The organism is Aeromonas salmonicida, from assembly GCF_028355655.1.
Classification (GTDB): domain Bacteria; phylum Pseudomonadota; class Gammaproteobacteria; order Enterobacterales; family Aeromonadaceae; genus Aeromonas; species Aeromonas salmonicida.
Genome location: NZ_CP110645.1, coordinates 1256249 through 1272178, shown reverse-complemented (window position 1 = coordinate 1272178; position 15930 = coordinate 1256249). Strand labels below are relative to the sequence as shown.

The window sequence follows — 15930 nt, the reverse complement described above, 5'->3', positions numbered from 1 at the left end:
CCAAGAGGAAGCAGACCCATGTCCGAGCAGTTCCGGTTTGATCAATACGACGCCCTGATTTTCGATATGGATGGCACCCTAGTGGACTCCATGCCCCTGCATCTGGATGCCTGGGAGGCAACCAGCGCAGAGTTCGGTCTGCCGTTCAATCGTGAGCAACTCAATGAATATGGCGGCATTCCCACCCGCAAGATAGTGAGCATGCTGGCCGAGCAGCACGGACTGGATATCGATGTGGATGCCTTCACTCGCCGCAAGGTGGCCCTCTATCTGGCGCATATCGACAAGGTCAGCGTCTTCCCCTCCATGTGGGAGCTGGTCAGGCGCTGCCACGGCAAGGTGCCGATGGGCATAGGCACTGGGTCATCGCGGGATCATGCCGAGCGCATTTTGAAAAACACTGGCCTGGATGCCTATATCTCCGTGCTGGTCAGTGCCGACGACATCCACAACCACAAACCCCATCCGGATACCTTCCTGAAGGTAGCCGAGCTGCTCGGCGCCAATCCCGCCAACTGCCTGGTGTTTGAAGATACCCAGATCGGCATTCAGGCAGGCAAGGCCGGCGGCATGACCACCTTGCTGGCCACCGAAGGCACGCTGCAGCGGGTGTGACAGACGAGTATCCTGGCCCACCCTTGCGGGTGGGCTCGGTCGTTCAACCCCGACTCGGCTGAGATATCGCGCAGCGGCCTGGATGAGAGCATATCAGCGACAAACGGGGGTCTACGGGCCCGGCACAAAACGCCATAAAAAACGCCCCTTGCGGGGCGTTTTTACCAACCATCGCCGTTACATGGCGTTGGTGGATTCGAAGATCTTGTCGGCCGAGGCTTCGACGAAGCCCGGGTAGAGCACGCCGTCGGCCTGCGGGTAGCGCAGGGCGAACTCGTAGAAGCAGCTCGGAATGGTGCGCACGCCATCGCTGAAGGGCACATCCGCCTTGTCGGCCATGGTGGAGGATTGTTCCAGCATCACCTGCGGGTCCCCTTTCACCTCGCCACCCACGCCGTTGAGCACGAAGCCGGCCGCCTTGAGGGCGGCATTGACCTGCTGGATGGTATCGAACTGCTTGAGGCGATTGATGTTGACCGTGAAGTGGTTGGCGCGATAGCCCCAGGCCGCCATCCAGGCGGCGTATTCGCTCTCTGCCAGCAGGGTCTGGTAATCGGCCCAGGATACCTGCCAGGGCGCCCCCGTGTAGAGGAAGGCCTGGGTGTCGGTCAGGTGATCAGGTACCTGCTCAGCCAGCTTGTGGATGATGGCCTGGGCCGCCTCGGAGAGCTCCTCCACTTTCAGCTCGCTGATAAACACCTTGGGGGCATCCGGATCCTGATGCTCGAAGTGCTTGGCATAGAGCTTCTTGGCCTTGAACACATACTCGCCCTTCTGCTCGTAACCGAGCGCCAGGAAGTGGGCGGCCAGCTTCTCCAGCCCCAATTTGGGCAGGTTGTAGGTGCGAAACGCCACATGATCATTGACGATGGGCTCGCCGCCACCCAGCAGGGTGTGGACCTTTAGGGCGCTCGGGGTGACTTGAATGTAGTTATCCCACAAGTGACCGAACAGGGTGTCGATATCCTTTTGCATCTCTCTTTCCTTTGATTGCGGGTACAGACAAGGGCACCTGTTCAGTGCCCCTTTTATTTTTTGTTATCAGCGCTCAGCTTTTTGTTATCAGCGCTCAGCGCAGAGGAGGACAGTGTCGACCGTGGCGGCCTTGCTGCCAGCCTCTTCCTTGTTAAAAGGTCAAACCCGGAGACAGCTGATCCGGCATGGCAGCCTTGCTGTCCTCGACGGAAGCAACCGGATAAGCACAGTAGTCTGCGGCGTAGTAGGCGCTCGCCCTGTGGTTGCCGGAGGCACCTATGCCGCCGAACGGCGCGGCGCTGGAGGCACCCGTGATGGGCTTGTTCCAGTTGACGATACCGGCGCGGATCCGCTTGAAGAAGTGCTGCCAGTCCGCCTCGTTGTCACCAAGCAGGCCCGCCGAGAGGCCGAAGCTGGTGGCATTGCCCTGGTCGATGGCGGTATCGAAGTCGTCGTAACGAATGAGCTGCAGCAGCGGGCCGAAATACTCTTCGTCCGGCAGTGCACCGATTGCGGTCACGTCTATGATGCCGGGCGAAACGAAGCCGGTGCCCGCTTCCAGGTGTTTGAGGGTGAGCAGACTCTCGCCACCCAGTTGTTGCAGGTTGGCTTGCGCCGCTACCATGCCGAGAGCCGCTTTCTCGCTGATCATGGCCCCCATGAAAGGCTGATCGGCGGCATCATAGAGACCGACCTTGATCTGGCCGACCACCTCCACCAATCGCTTGACCAGAGCATCGCCCCGGGCACCGCGCTCGACAAACAGACGGCGGGAGCAGGTGCAGCGCTGGCCGGAAGTGATGAAGGCTGACTGGACTATGGCATGGACGGCGCCATCCACATCGCTCACATCCTTGACGATCAGCGGGTTGTTGCCGCCCATCTCCAGCGCCAGGATCTTGCCAGGCTGACCGGCAAACTGCTGATGGAGGAAATGGCCGGTACGGGACGAGCCGGTAAAGAAGAGGCCGTCGATATCCGGATTGCCCGCCAGCGCCTTGCCGGTCTCCACTTCGCCCTGTACCAGGTTGAGGACACCCTTGGGCAGACCCGCCTCCTGCCAGATCTTCAGCATGGTTTCAGCCACCATGGGGGTCAGCTCGGAGGGCTTGAACACCACCGTATTGCCCGCGATCAGCGCCGGTACTATGTGACCGTTGGGCAGATGACCAGGGAAATTGTAGGGGCCGAACACGGCGACCACGCCGTGGGGCTTGTGGCGCACGAATGCCTTGGCACCCGGCATGGGGTTCTCGACAGTGCCGGTGCGCTCGTCATGAGCGCGGATGGAGATGGCAATTTTGCCCTGCATGGCGGCCACTTCGGTGCGGGTCTCCCACAGGGGCTTGCCGGTTTCCCGGGCAATGGTGAGCGCCAGCGCCTCCTTGTGCTCGCCGAGCAGATCGGCGTAGCGGCGCACTATGGCCAGACGATCCTCGAGGGCCAGATCGGACCAATGGTAGAAGGCAGCGCGGGCCGCCTTGACGGCTGCATCCACCTGACTGGCACTGGCGGCGCCCCCTTGCCAGATGACTTCATTCTTGGCCGGATCCATTGACTCGAACGGCTTGCCTTCACCCGCCAGCCACTGGCCGTCGATAAGTTGTACTAAATGGCTCATCAATTCACTCCCTGTGTTTCACAAGCAGCCTTGGCTGCCTGTTTCATATGCGGTTCTGCTGCCTTCAACACCAGACAAGGCGGCTCAGTCGAGATCGACGACACGCACCATGTCGCCATCCTGCACCTTGAGTGCCGCCGCCATCTTGGGCGGAATGATGGCTTCGTGCTTGTCCAGATCGACCCGGATATTGCCGTGGCAGGCGCGATACTGTTCGTAGCGGGTGTTGCAGATCAGATGGGTCTTGCCACCTATGGGCTCGCCGATCAGCACTCGCAGCTTCTGGCTGCGGCGCACGCTGCGAATGTTCTTTACGTCGCACTCGACGGTGGGGCCGGCATCGAAGATGTCAACGTAGCCACGGTTCACGAACCCCTCATCCTGCAGCATCTTGATGGCCGGGCGGGTCTTCTCGTGGGTCTGGCCGATGACGGCGCGCGCCTCGTTGCTCAGCAGGTTGACGTAGATGGGGTACTTGGGCATCAACTCGGCGATGAAGCGCTTCTTGCCGATGCCGGTGAGATAGTCGACGGTAGGAAAATCCATCGAGAAGAAATGCTTTTGCAGCCACTCATAGAAGGGGCTGTGACCTTTTTCATCGGAGACGCCACGCATCTCGGCAAAGACGGTCTTGTCAAACAGTTCGGGGTGCTCGGCCATGAACAGGAAACGGTGCTTGGAGAGCAGGCGGCCATTGAGCCCCTCGCGGGCGCATTCGCGCAAAAACAGGGTGCACAGCTCGGAATTGCCTGTGTAGTCATTCGACAGGGTGAGCGTCTCGACCACGTTGTAGATGCCGAGTTTGGGGGAAGAGTGCACCACCTTGCCGATGTGATAGTTGTAGAACGGCTGGGACAGGCCCACGGCCGCATCGATGGCGCAGGTACCGACCATTTCGCCGGTCTCCAGATCCTCAGCCACGAAGAAGTAGAGGCAATCACCCTTACCTGCCGGTTTGTCCGAGAAGGTCTGGGTCGAGGCATCTATCTTGCGCTGCAGCAGTTCATCGTTGACAGGCAATGATGTCATGCCGGTGCCGGATTCAATGGCACAGGTCTTGAGACCGGCAAAATCTTTTTGCTCGATAGGACGGATAACCAACATAAATGACAACTCCCTTTCATTGACGACAGGTGGGGTCCCGGCTCCTGCCGGGAGGGCTCCCCACCTCAATTAGGATCAGGCGTTAACCACCTGGGCAACCGCTTTCTCGAACCGTGCCAACCCTTCCTTGATATCCGCTTCCGGAATAACCAGTGAAGGTGCGAAGCGCACCACGTTAGTGCCTGCTACCAGTGCCATCAGCCCCTGATCGATGGAGGCCAGCAAGAAATCACGGGAGCGGCCCTTGTAGTCATCGTTCAGCACGGCGCCGAGCAACAGGCCCTTGCCACGCACTTCACTGAAGCAGTGGTACTTGGCATTGATGGCGTCGAGCCCTGCACGGAACAGCTGTTCACGCTGCTTGATGCCGCTCAGCACTTCCGGGGTATTGACCACGTCGATCACCGCCTCGGCCACCGCGCACGCCAGCGGGTTGCCGCCGTAGGTGGAGCCGTGAGTGCCCACTTTCAGGTGAGCCGCGATTTCATTGGTGGTCAGCATGGCGCCGATGGGGAAGCCGCCGCCGAGCGCCTTGGCGCTGGTGAGGATGTCAGGCGTGACGCCAAGACCCATGTAGGCAAACAGATCGCCGGTACGGCCAACCCCGGATTGCACTTCGTCATAGACCAGCAGGGCATTGTGCTTGGTACAGAGTTCACGCACCCCTTTGGCAAACTCGTCGGTCGGACGAATGATGCCACCCTCACCTTGCAGCGGCTCCATCACCACGGCGCAGGTATTGTCGGAGATGACGGCAGCCAGCTCCGCCAGATTGTTGTAAGTCACATGGGTGATATCAGCCGGCTTGGGACCGAAACCATCCGAGTAGGCTGCCTGGCCACCCACACTGACGGTAAAGAAGGTACGACCGTGGAAACCCTGATGGAAGGCGATGATCTGGGTCTTGTGCTCACCGAATTTCTCGATGGCATAACGACGGGCCAGCTTGAGAGCCGCTTCGTTGGCTTCGGCGCCCGAGTTGCAGAAATAGACCTTGTCGGCGAAGGTGGCGGCAACCAGCTTCTTGGCCAGGCGCAGAGCCGGCTCGTTGGTCATCACGTTGGAGAGGTGCCACAGCTTCTCGCCCTGGGTTTTCAGGGCTTCGACCAGCTTGGGATGGCAATGACCCAGGCCATTGACGGCGATCCCGCCGGCAAAGTCGACATACTCACGGCCTTCCTGATCCCAGACACGTGACCCTTCACCACGCACCGGGATTATCTTGGCGGGCGCATAGTTGGGAACCATCACTTCATCAAACACTTCACGTGTCACTGCCAACAACTCTGACATATTGCTCTCCTTCGATCTGGCGACAGAATAATCCACCGCCCAAAAGTTAAATCCATGTAAACACATCGGCATTGTCACAGAAAAAAAGCTAAAAGTCTGCAACAAAGCAAGTTACAGGGAACAATGTTCGATTGCCTGTGAGATTTTAGGCAACCGCATTGCATAACGGCTCAGGGGGTGTTGGCAAGAGATAATTTGGACAGGGAGGGGGGTGAATAAAGTGTCAGGGAAAATATTTTTGGCCTCATCTCGATTCTGTGAGGCCAATCACAACCATTCAGGAACTGGTTAGAAAATTGGCCAGCAATTGGTGGCCCTGCTCGCTCAGAATGCTCTCCGGATGGAACTGAACTCCCTCTATATTCAACTGCTTATGGCGCAGACCCATGATCTCGTCAAAAGAGCCATCGGCGTGTTCACTCCAAGCGGTAACCTCGAAGCAGTCGGGCAGGGTTTCCCGTTCCACGATGAGCGAATGGTAGCGGGTGACCCGCAGCGGGTTGTTGAGCGCCTTGAATACTCCCCCGCCCTGATGGCGAATAAGGGAAGTCTTGCCGTGCATTACCTGACGCGCGCGCACCACTCTGGCACCGAAAGCCTGAGCCAGGGATTGGTGACCGAGACAGACGCCAAGGATGGGGAGCTGACCCGCAAAACGGCTGATGGCCGACAGGGAGATACCCGCCTCATTGGGCGTGCAGGGGCCGGGAGAGATCACCAGATAACGGGGAGCTAGCTGCGCTATGGTATCCAGCGTCAGCTCGTCATTGCGCTTTACCACCACCTCTTGCCCCAGAGCGCCAAAATACTGCACCAGGTTCCAGGTAAAGGAGTCGTAGTTATCGATCAACAACAGCATGGGGCAACCAGAGGCAGAGAATCAACGATCCAGATAGCGGCCCTGCTCCATTTCGCGCTCGCGCTGGCATTCTGCCAGATAGATGGCGGCGGCAATGGCGGGGGTGTTGTGATATTTGTCGATGGCGTTGGAGACCATCAGTTGCAGGGTATTGAGGTTCTTGGCCTTGCGGAATTTACGCAGCCAGTGACCCTTGTCACCCAACTCTTCAATCGTGGTGTTTAATTCGACAGACATGCTCACTCTTGGGGCAGAAGCCCGCGTTTGAAATTGGAAGATGAATTAACGAATAGCAGGTCGGGTAAAACAAAGAAAGCCAGGCAAAGACCCAGCTCTCTTCTACTACACCTTCCCAGTATGTCAGGCTCGAGGAACGAAGCCGACTACATCATATACGCTGGTCAGTGTTTTTTCAGCCCTTTCACGTGCCTTTTGTGCGCCTGTCGCCAAAATTGTTTGCAGATGAGCCTCATCCTGACGCAACTCGCGGAAGCGCGCCTGAATGGGCTCCAGCAAGGCAACGACCGCCTCGGCAGTCTCGGTCTTGAGGTGACCATACATCTTGCCTTCGAAGTGCTGCTCCAATTCGGGGATAGAACGGCCTGTCACCCCGGACATCAGGGTCAGCAGATTGGAGACACCCGGCTTGTTCTCCGGATCAAAACGCACCACTGCCGGCTCGTCGGAGTCGGTCACAGCACGCTTGATCTTCTTGACGATCTGCTTGGGATCTTCCAGCAGGCCGATGAAGTTGGCCTCGTTGTCGTCAGATTTGGACATCTTCTTAGTCGGATCCTGCAGGCTCATCACCCGCGCACCTTCGGTCGGAATGAAGGGTTCAGGCAGGGTGAACACTTCGCCGTACAGGTTGTTGAAACGGGTGCAGATGTCGCGTGTCAGCTCCAGATGCTGTTTCTGATCGTTGCCGACCGGCACCTGGTTGGCCTGATAGAGCAGGATATCTGCCGCCATCAGCACCGGATAACCGAACAGGCCGACGTTGACGTTGTTCTCGAAACGGGCGGACTTGTCCTTGAACTGGGTCATGCGCGACAGCTCGCCCATCTGGGTGTAGCAGTTCAGGATCCAGCCCAGCTCGGCGTGCTGCGGCACGTGGGACTGGATGAAGACAGTGCTCTTGGTCGGATCGATCCCCACCGCCAGATAGAGGGCGGCGGCATCGAGACACGCCTTGCGCAGGGCGGCTGGCTCCTGACGGGTGGTGATGGCATGCAGATCGACGATGCAGTAGAGGCAGTCGAAGTCATCCTGCATGTTGACCCACTGACGCAGGGCGCCCATATAGTTGCCTATGGTCAGCTGACCCGACGGCTGGGCCCCGCTCAGTACGATTGGTTTAGTCATGAGAGTGTTAATCCTTGTTATTCGGCCAACCCGACACCTTACTCGGCTAACAGGGCATCGAGCTGGGCAAACTGCTCATATACCCAGTCCGGGCGGGAATCTGCAATGGGACGACCATAGTTGTAACCGTAGGTGAGCCCCACTACTTTCATGCCGGCGGCCTGAGCGGCCAGCACGTCATTTTCGGAATCGCCCACCATCAGGGTGCGGGACGGACTGACGCCCAGCTCATGGCAGGCATGCAGCAGGGGCTCGGGGCTCGGCTTCTTGACCGGCACACAGTTACCACCCAGCCAGAGCGCGAAACAGTCGCTGATGCCCAGAGCATCCAGGATGGGCTGCACGAAGTGACTCGGCTTGTTGGTCACCACGGCCTGTTTGTAACCCAGCTTTTGTAGGCGGCGCAGGCTCTGTTCCACACCGTCATACATTTCAAGCCCTTCCAACAGGCAGGCCTGATAGTGCTGATCGAACAGGGGGCGGGCCCTGGCAAACAGTTCAGGAGCCTCACGATAATCCAGCGCGCGCTGGATCAGCTTGTCGGCGCCATTGCCGACCCAAGTACGCACCACGGCTTCATCAGCCTCGGTCAGACCCAGTTCAGTGAGGGTACGGTTGACCGCCAGCGCCAGTTGGGGGGCACTGTCGATCAGGGTGCCATCCAGATCGAACAGCACCAGATCAAAATCACGCTCAGCGCTGGACATGGCTCAGCTCCGCACGCATCTGGTCGATCACCGCCTTGTAGTCCGGCTGGCTGAAGATGGCAGAGCCCGCTACGAACATGTCGGCACCCGCTTCGGCGATGGCGCGGATATTGTCTACCTTGACGCCGCCGTCGATCTCGAGGCGAATGTCACGGCCACTCTCGTCAATCAGGCGACGCACCTGACGCAGCTTCTCGAGTGTACCGGGGATGAAGCTCTGGCCACCGAAGCCAGGGTTGACCGACATCAGCAGGATCACGTCCAGCTTGTCCATCACGTACTCCAGACAGGAGAGCGAGGTCGCCGGATTCAGCACCAGACCGGCCTGACAGCCCTGCTCCTTGATGAGACCCAGGGTACGATCCACGTGATCGGACGCTTCCGGGTGGAAGGTGATCAGGTTGGCCCCCGCTTTGGCGAAGTCCGGAACGATGCGATCCACCGGCTTGACCATCAGGTGTACATCGATGAGCGCCTTGATGCCATAGTCGCGCAGGGCCTGACAGACCATGGGGCCTATGGTCAGGTTGGGAACATAGTGGTTGTCCATCACATCGAAATGCACCACGTCGGCACCGGCGGTCAGCACCTTGGCAACATCGTCACCCAGACGAGCGAAATCGGCGGAGAGGATTGAGGGGGCAATCAGAAAGTCTTTCATCAGCGTCATCCATTGGCAGCGTGGCAGAAAAAGCGGCGCAATTTTACCGCAAATATCAGATGAAAACGACCCGAACACAGGCAGGAAAAAGCGGGTCACCCGATTTATCGCCCATATCCGGTGAAAACGAGGCGAACACCAGGATGGCGACAGGCAGAAACAGCAGCGGCACCCGAAAGTGCCGCCAGAGGATCAGCCGAGCGAAACAAGTTCGGCATCGCTTGGGTAGTAGCCCTGTTCCGGCTCTATACCGGGCGGATAAAGCGCCAGCAGCTCGGCTACCTTGTTGCGACTGCCGCCGTTGCGACTGATGGTGCGCTTGACCAGAATCTCGTCCAGTCGAGCGCCACGATAGAGCTCACGGGTCAGCGCTATGTCGTGGTTGCTGATTAGCACCGGCACCCCCTTGCGGGCAGCGGTATGACGTGCCAGCCGCGCCAGTATGGCCTGATCGTCCAGGGTGAAGCCGCCGGCTGAATAAGTGGTGAAACTCGCCGTGTTGGAGAGTGGCGCATAGGGTGGATCGCAGTAGATCACCCAGTCTTCCTCGGCACGCTTGATGGCATCGGCGTAGCTTTCACAGATGAAGGTCGCCTTCTGCGCCTTCTCGGCAAAGGCCCACAGCTCTTTTTCAGGGAAGTAGGGCTTCTTGTAGGAACCGAACGGCACGTTGAAGCCGCCCTTCTTGTTGTAACGGCACAAGCCATTGAAACCGTGGCGGTTGAGAAACAGGAACAGCATCGCCCGCTCGAAGGTGGTCTCAGTCTGGTTGAACTGGGTGCGCAGCCGGTAGTAGGCCGCCTTGTGATTGTGCTCCGCTACGAACAGCTTACGTGCTTCGGTGATGAAATTATCCGGCATCACCTTGAGATGGTTGTACAGGCAGATCAGATCCGGATTGATATCGTTGAGCACATAGGCATCGTAGTCGGTGTTGAGAAAGACAGACCCGGCCCCGACGAAGGGCTCCAACAACACACGCCCGGCAGGCAAACGCTCGGCAATCTCTTCAACCAGGGAGTATTTTCCCCCGGCCCATTTTAAAAAAGCGCGTGTTTTTTTCATGGAAATCCGGTGTTAAGAAGGCATAGACCCAAAAAGGGGGACGATTCTACCCCCTTCTCAGGCCGAATGGCTATTGCTTCAACTCTTTTTGTACCTGAGCAAACGACTTGGGCCAGGGCTGCCCCTTGAGCAGGGCGGGCGAGAGCTTGCGAATGGCGGCCTTGGCCTGAGTGGTGTTGGCGTAATCCCCTTGCAGCACCACATACCAGGGGCTGCCACGGAACTGGGTTTTGTAGACCCAGACATTGCCAGTCAGACCATGTTCGGCCACAAACTTGTCAACCGCTGCTGTGTTGCTCGCCCCCATCAGCTGGACGCTGTAGTGATTTCTGGGCTTCTTGTTCAGGGTCGCCGTCGGCGTCAGGGCGACCTTGGGCGCAGGTGCAGCCGCCGGTTCGACAACGGCTGGCTTGGCGACCGGTTTGGTAACGGGGGCCGTGTTCCGGGCCTTGGGCTCAGTGGCCGATTGGGGAGCTTGCGCTGTCAGTCCCTGGGTCGATGGGTTCTCGGTCGAAGCAGCCCGGGAACTGACACCGGTCAGCTCATCCACCACACCAGTGGGCAAGGCACCGCTGACATTGGGTTGTTTCATCAACTTCTGGACCACCTCGTCGGAGATCACCACACGGCGCCCCTCATAGTTGGTCGATTCAGTGGTCAGCGTTTCGCTCTCGACGGCTTTGGGCAATACCTTGGCATCAGGCTGCCAATCACGCACCACACCGCCCGGGTTATCACCGCTGGCATTCGGGCTGCTTTGACCGCCATTCTGACCGTCATTGCTGCTACCGCCTGCGGTCAGTGGATCTCCGCCTGAGACGGGAATGGGCAAGGCCGTGGTTTGTGAGGGGGCGAGCCCGGTGCTCTTGCTTTCGTCGCTGAACAGGGCTGGCAGCAGATAGCTCAGGGCCAGCAGACCGCCGGCAACCAGCGCCAGCACTATGGCAATCTTTTTAACGGGCAACTCGGCCTGACGTTTCTTGGGCCTTCTGTCGGTCATGATATCCTCCAGTAACTGCATGATGGTGGACGGATGTCCATTCGCCACGTTCAGGATCTCTTCCACTTTCAGCTTGGGCAAGAGGGCTGTCGGGATCTTGAGCTCTTTGGCTTTCTCATACAAGAAGATACGTTGCTCCGGTGCGCTCAGTGGCGCGACCTCCAGCTCCAGAGCCGGCATGGCCCGCCCTTTTAGCAGGCTTTTCTGAGTGCGACACCAGACGTCACTCCCGGAGAGCACGATCGCCAGCTGGTGTGGCATGGGCAGGGTATCGTTGTGACGACAGAGACTCCACAGCTCGCCGACCAGCTCAGCAGGCAGCTCGTCAGCACGCTCGATCAGCAGCAACAGGGTGGAGGGCTTGCCCTCCAGCATGCGAAAGAAACTTTCTGCCAGCGCATCCTGCGGATTGAACAGCGGCCTTGCCACCACCTGGGGCAGCAGCAGCTGGCGCACGTCCGCCATCTTCATGGCTGCACTGCCAATCAGGCTCACTACCCGCACTTTTTCGGGCAAGTTGCCGAGCAGGGATTCACACAGGGTGCCGCGGCCACTGCCGGGTTTGCCGGAGAGAAAAATAAAAGGGTGATTGAATTCAATCAGATGCAGCAGCCGATCAACCAGCTGCCGCTGGGAAGGAAATTTAAGCAGTTTATTGTTACTCACGACCAGACTCAATCACCGCCAGCAATTCATCATCGGAGACATCGGCTACGACCTGAGCGTGACCGATACCGACCGGCAGCACCAGTCGCAACTTGCCTTCCAATACCTTCTTGTCTCGGCGCATATGACGAATGAAGGCAGAGAAATCCATCTCGGCAGGTGCCTGAATGGGCAGATTGGCCGCCAGCAGCAGATCGCGAATGCGGGCAAGCTGCCTTGCATCCAAATCACCCCGGGCCTCGGCCGTGGAGGCAGCCATCATCATGCCTGCGGCAACCGCTTCACCGTGCAGCCAGTTGCCATACCCTTTTTCAGCCTCAATGGCGTGACCAAAGGTGTGACCGAGATTGAGCAGAGCGCGAACCCCGTGCTCCGTCTCATCCTGCGTCACCACATCGGCCTTGATTTCGCAGCAACGGCGGATGGCATACGCCAGGGCCGCTGGTTCCAGCGCCTGCAGACGGGACATGTTGGTTTCGAGCCAGGAGAAAAATTCGGCGTCCCAGATAATGCCGTACTTGATGACCTCGGCCATGCCGGCGGCAAATTCGCGGGCAGGCAGGGTCTTGAGGCACTCGGTATCAATGACCACATGTTTGGGCTGATAGAAGGCTCCAATCATGTTCTTGCCGAGGGGATGGTTGACGGCGGTCTTACCGCCGACGGAGGAATCAACCTGGGAGAGCAGTGTGGTAGGCACTTGAATAAAAGGAATGCCACGTTGATAGCTTGCCGCAGCAAAGCCGACAACATCTCCTATCACACCGCCCCCCAGGGCGATCAGTGTCGTGTCCCGACCATGATTGGTTTCCAGCAGAGCAGACATGATCCGCTCGAAGGTTGCCAGGGTCTTGTAAGCCTCACCGTCCGGCAGTATCAGGTGTTCAACCTGAAAACCGGACAGCAACTGGATAATCCGCTCAAGATACAAGGGAGCGACAACGGTATTGGTCACTATCATGACCCGTTTTCCCTTGATGGTTTGTGTCAGCACTTCTGCATGCTGCAACAGACCCGCCGCTATCTCGATGGGATAACTGCGTTCACCCAGTTCGACCTTCAACCTTTCCATGGACGTCCTCTAGATTACATGCCGATCAACTTAACAATTTGATTGGCAACGATTTTAGCGCTCTGATCATCAGTTTGGATGACAAAGTCAGCCACTTCTTCATACAGCGCATTGCGCTCTTGTGCCAGACGCTCGAGCACTTCGCGCGGCGGCTCTTCGGTTTGCAGCAGTGGGCGACGCTTGTCTCTTTGTGTGCGCGCCAGCTGCTTCTCAATCGTTGTTTCGAGGTATACCACGATACCGCGAGCAGAGAGCTTGTTCCGTGTTTCTCGGCTCTTGATGGCACCGCCACCCGTCGCCAGCACGATACCCTGCTGTTCTGAAAGGTCGCCTATGACCTTCTCTTCGCGGATCCGGAAACCCTCTTCGCCTTCAACATCGAACACCCAGCCGATATCGGCACCACTGCGGCGCTCAATCTCATGATCTGAGTCGAAAAACTCCATATGCAGTTGTTCTGCCAGATGTCTACCTATGGTGCTCTTGCCCGCACCCATGGGACCTATCAGGAAAATATTGCGTTTCTCAGCCATGTCTTTTCGTTAGTAATTACAAACTGTACGACCCCGACAAACACTCGATCGGGGTACCTATGAACCTTATCTTGCGATGGATCAGGAGGGGGATTATCTCAATAGAAATCAGGACTGGCAACCGCAGCCCTTACGCCCCAGCATCATTGGGGCGTAAGGTTATATGTGTTTTACCCTCACATGTAAAGCATTCAGAAGGCGTCGGTAACTATCTTGGGTGTCACGAAAATCAGCAATTCCCGCTTTTTATTCTCGCTGGTTGTCTTGCGAAACAACACGCCAAGGCCCGGGATATCACCAAGCAGAGGCACCTTGCTGACGTCGCTCTTGATGGTTTGCTGATAGATGCCGCCGAGCACCAGGGTCTCGCCATTGTTGACCAGCACCTGGGTCGTGATGGACTGGGCGTTGATGGAAACCGCATCACCGGTACCGGTCGGCACCGTTTCACCCTTGGTATCCTGGGTCACGGTCAAGTCCAGAATAACCCGGTTGTCCGGTGTGATCTGGGGGGTAACCTTGAGGCTGAGGACAGCCTTCTTGAAGGTAACCGAGGTAGCACCACTGGAGGAGGACTCCACATAGGGGATCTCGGTCCCCTGCTCGATCAATGCGGGTTTCTGGTTGGCCGTAGTGACTCTTGGACTCGCGATAATCTCTGCCTTGCTCTCCTTTTCCAGCGCCGACAGTTCAAGATCCAGTAGAGTGCCATCCGCCAGACGAGCAACCTGGAATGCTAAGGTGCCAGCGGCGTTGGTGACCGGCAGGTTGACGTTCATCCTGTCTTCTACCCCGGGTCGAGTGATGGCAGAACCGCCGTTGTTGTTGCCTGATCCATCGTTGCCCTCGATGCTGCCTGAGGTACTGTTACCGTGCCCGTCGTTCTTGGTCACCCCCCAGCGCACCCCGAGTGCCTCGTCAAAACCATCATCTATGGTGACCATGCGCGCTTCGATCACCACCTGCTTGACCGGAATGTCGAGGATATCCAGCATCCGCTTGATGTTGCCGATCACATCGGCAGTGTCCTTGACCACCAGCACGTTGGTCCGCTCATCCACGCTCACCGCCCCTCTGGCAGAGAGCAGCTTGGTGTTCTCGGAGGAGAGCAGGGAGGCTACCTCGGTCGCCTTGGCATAGTTGATCTGCAGGTATTCGGTGTAGAGAGGGGCCAACTCGGCCACCTGGTTGCGACTCTCCAGTTGCTGCTTCTCACGCAGCGCAATCTCTTCGGCAGGCGCTACCAGCAAGATATTGTTATCCAGCCGTTTATCCAGCCCTCTCACCTTGAGGATGATGTCCAGCGCCTGCTCCCAGGGCACGCCATCGAGTCGCAAGGTAATGTTGCCTGCCACTGAGTCCGTGGTGACCAGATTGAGGTTGTTGAAATCAGCGATGAGCTGCAACACGGTTCGCACCGGGATATCTTGGAAGTTGAGCGAGATAGGCTTGCCCTGATACTGTTTTCCAGCCGTTGCTGCGACGCGTTTTTTCACCTCTACGATGAACATTTTGTCAGCCTGATCGTAACGGTAATCAAACTGGCCGTTGACGGAGAGCTCGAACAGGGTGTCATTGCCCTGACGGAACACTTCCACCTGGGATACGGGGGTGGCGAAGTCCTGCACATTGATCAGGTTGAGCAGCTCATCCGGTATCCGGGTTCCATGAAATTTGGCCAGCACTGTCTGCCCGCGGCTGCTGACATCCACCGCTGCAGAGCTGTTGTCCAGCATCACCAGAAACTCCCCCTGCCCATCCTTGCCCCGTCTGAAGTCCACGCCCTTGACGGAATTGAAATAGGCACCGTTCGCCTCGGTGCGGGATACGGGCAAAACCGGTTTGCTGGCAACAGGGGCGGCAGCCTGGGCTGACTGGGCAACTATCTGGGTATTAATCAAGGCTGACTGAGTGACGGCTTGTGTATTGACAGGCGCAGACTGTGCTGACGATACCATGCCGGATGACTGGGACGAGGTAGGAGGTGGCATGCTTGCCTTGTCTCCCAGCGCCACCAGCAGCTTGTTGCCCTGCTGATGCACCTGATAAGGGGTCAATTGGTCGAGGGCAATCTTGATGTCGAGACCTGTCCCTTTACCCTCTACCTTGAGGTTGTCGACCCCCTGTTGCTTGATGGACAGCGGATTGACATTGAGCGCCCCCACAGCCCCCGGCACGTGCAACAGCAGCTGATTAGGCTGGTAGGAGAGGCGGTCGGTAAATCCGCTGACGGGTTCACTGAAGCTCAATTCCAGCAACAGCTGATCGGCCATCAGCGGATTGACCCTGACCTCTTGCAATGTGGCCACGGCCCAGGCCTGGCCACATACTCCGGCGCAAAACAGCAGGACTACTCTGGTGACACTACCTATTGTTGCTCTCATCGCAGTTCAT

15 protein-coding genes are annotated in these 15930 nt (G+C 57.9%); 1 reads left to right on the top strand and 14 read right to left on the bottom strand.

Going from position 1 to position 15930, the window contains the following annotated elements:
• Window positions 1–18 precede the first annotated feature (18 nt).
• Entirely contained in the window at window positions 19–615 is a 597-nt protein-coding gene (locus tag ONZ54_RS06270; protein WP_271787717.1) for an HAD family hydrolase, read from the top strand.
• A gap of 177 nt (window positions 616–792) precedes the next feature.
• Here the strand turns inward: ONZ54_RS06270 and ONZ54_RS06265 are convergent, their stop codons facing one another.
• The 14 genes from ONZ54_RS06265 to ONZ54_RS06200 form a co-directional block, all read right to left on the bottom strand.
• Window positions 793–1590, bottom strand: a complete 798-nt coding sequence (locus ONZ54_RS06265) for a DUF1338 domain-containing protein (RefSeq protein ID WP_005317093.1) — start codon at window positions 1588–1590, stop codon at window positions 793–795.
• Window positions 1591–1741: 151 nt separating this feature from the next.
• Window positions 1742–3211, bottom strand: a complete 1470-nt coding sequence (gene astD / locus ONZ54_RS06260) for a succinylglutamate-semialdehyde dehydrogenase (RefSeq protein WP_271787716.1) — start codon at window positions 3209–3211, stop codon at window positions 1742–1744.
• A gap of 84 nt (window positions 3212–3295) precedes the next feature.
• Window positions 3296–4315, bottom strand: coding sequence for an arginine N-succinyltransferase (gene astA, locus ONZ54_RS06255; RefSeq protein WP_005317100.1), 1020 nt, complete (start codon window positions 4313–4315; stop codon window positions 3296–3298).
• 75 nt (window positions 4316–4390) lie between these two features.
• Window positions 4391–5608, bottom strand: coding sequence for an aspartate aminotransferase family protein (locus ONZ54_RS06250; RefSeq protein WP_059111492.1), 1218 nt, complete (start codon window positions 5606–5608; stop codon window positions 4391–4393).
• A gap of 277 nt (window positions 5609–5885) precedes the next feature.
• The gene (locus ONZ54_RS06245; protein ID WP_021140398.1) at window positions 5886–6467 is read right to left on the bottom strand and encodes an aminodeoxychorismate synthase component II; all 582 of its coding nucleotides are present in this window, start codon (window positions 6465–6467) and stop codon (window positions 5886–5888) included.
• A 21-nt stretch (window positions 6468–6488) separates the two neighbouring features.
• On the bottom strand, window positions 6489–6704 hold the full coding sequence (locus ONZ54_RS06240; protein ID WP_005317103.1) for a hypothetical protein: 216 nt from the start codon (window positions 6702–6704) through the stop codon (window positions 6489–6491).
• A 123-nt stretch (window positions 6705–6827) separates the two neighbouring features.
• A complete protein-coding gene (gene trpS / locus ONZ54_RS06235; RefSeq protein ID WP_271787715.1) occupies window positions 6828–7832 on the bottom strand; it encodes a tryptophan--tRNA ligase in 1005 nt (334 codons plus the stop codon).
• A gap of 38 nt (window positions 7833–7870) precedes the next feature.
• Window positions 7871–8539 (bottom strand): phosphoglycolate phosphatase, encoded by a 669-nt coding sequence (locus ONZ54_RS06230; RefSeq protein WP_271787714.1) that lies wholly within the window; start codon window positions 8537–8539, stop codon window positions 7871–7873.
• A complete protein-coding gene (gene rpe, locus ONZ54_RS06225) occupies window positions 8526–9200 on the bottom strand; it encodes a ribulose-phosphate 3-epimerase (protein ID WP_271787713.1) in 675 nt (224 codons plus the stop codon). Before rpe ends, ONZ54_RS06230 begins: the two co-directional genes overlap by 14 nt.
• A 192-nt stretch (window positions 9201–9392) precedes the next feature.
• Window positions 9393–10265: a Dam family site-specific DNA-(adenine-N6)-methyltransferase gene (locus ONZ54_RS06220; protein ID WP_017412038.1), complete on the bottom strand. Its 873-nt coding sequence runs from the start codon at window positions 10263–10265 to the stop codon at window positions 9393–9395.
• Window positions 10266–10335: 70 nt separating this feature from the next.
• Window positions 10336–11931 carry an SPOR domain-containing protein gene (locus tag ONZ54_RS06215; RefSeq protein WP_099994069.1) on the bottom strand — a complete coding sequence of 532 codons (1596 nt, stop codon included), beginning with the start codon at window positions 11929–11931 and terminating at the stop codon, window positions 10336–10338.
• Window positions 11924–13003 (bottom strand): 3-dehydroquinate synthase, encoded by a 1080-nt coding sequence (gene aroB / locus ONZ54_RS06210; protein ID WP_271787712.1) that lies wholly within the window; start codon window positions 13001–13003, stop codon window positions 11924–11926. Before aroB ends, ONZ54_RS06215 begins: the two co-directional genes overlap by 8 nt.
• A gap of 14 nt (window positions 13004–13017) precedes the next feature.
• On the bottom strand, window positions 13018–13536 hold the full coding sequence (gene aroK, locus ONZ54_RS06205) for a shikimate kinase AroK (protein WP_005317117.1): 519 nt from the start codon (window positions 13534–13536) through the stop codon (window positions 13018–13020).
• Between the two features lie 191 nt (window positions 13537–13727).
• Entirely contained in the window at window positions 13728–15920 is a 2193-nt protein-coding gene (locus ONZ54_RS06200) for a type IV pilus secretin PilQ (protein ID WP_271787711.1), read from the bottom strand.
• Between the last annotated feature and the right edge of the window lie 10 nt (window positions 15921–15930).

Bases quoted from the DNA above. Each gene is read 5' to 3' on its own strand.
- ONZ54_RS06265 (WP_005317093.1), bottom strand. From the start codon at position 1,590: ATGCAAAAGGATATCGACACCCTGTTCGGTCACTTGTGGGATAACTAC.
- astA (WP_005317100.1), bottom strand. From the start codon at position 4,315: ATGTTGGTTATCCGTCCTATCGAGCAAAAAGATTTTGCCGGTCTCAAG.
- ONZ54_RS06200 (WP_271787711.1), bottom strand. From the start codon at position 15,920: ATGAGAGCAACAATAGGTAGTGTCACCAGAGTAGTCCTGCTGTTTTGC.
- aroK (WP_005317117.1), bottom strand. From the start codon at position 13,536: ATGGCTGAGAAACGCAATATTTTCCTGATAGGTCCCATGGGTGCGGGC.
- aroB (WP_271787712.1), bottom strand. From the start codon at position 13,003: ATGGAAAGGTTGAAGGTCGAACTGGGTGAACGCAGTTATCCCATCGAG.
- ONZ54_RS06220 (WP_017412038.1), bottom strand. From the start codon at position 10,265: ATGAAAAAAACACGCGCTTTTTTAAAATGGGCCGGGGGAAAATACTCC.
- trpS (WP_271787715.1), bottom strand. From the start codon at position 7,832: ATGACTAAACCAATCGTACTGAGCGGGGCCCAGCCGTCGGGTCAGCTG.
- ONZ54_RS06250 (WP_059111492.1), bottom strand. From the start codon at position 5,608: ATGTCAGAGTTGTTGGCAGTGACACGTGAAGTGTTTGATGAAGTGATG.
- ONZ54_RS06245 (WP_021140398.1), bottom strand. From the start codon at position 6,467: ATGCTGTTGTTGATCGATAACTACGACTCCTTTACCTGGAACCTGGTG.
- astD (WP_271787716.1), bottom strand. From the start codon at position 3,211: ATGAGCCATTTAGTACAACTTATCGACGGCCAGTGGCTGGCGGGTGAA.
- rpe (WP_271787713.1), bottom strand. From the start codon at position 9,200: ATGAAAGACTTTCTGATTGCCCCCTCAATCCTCTCCGCCGATTTCGCT.
- ONZ54_RS06240 (WP_005317103.1), bottom strand. From the start codon at position 6,704: ATGTCTGTCGAATTAAACACCACGATTGAAGAGTTGGGTGACAAGGGT.
- ONZ54_RS06230 (WP_271787714.1), bottom strand. From the start codon at position 8,539: ATGTCCAGCGCTGAGCGTGATTTTGATCTGGTGCTGTTCGATCTGGAT.
- ONZ54_RS06270 (WP_271787717.1), top strand. From the start codon at position 19: ATGTCCGAGCAGTTCCGGTTTGATCAATACGACGCCCTGATTTTCGAT.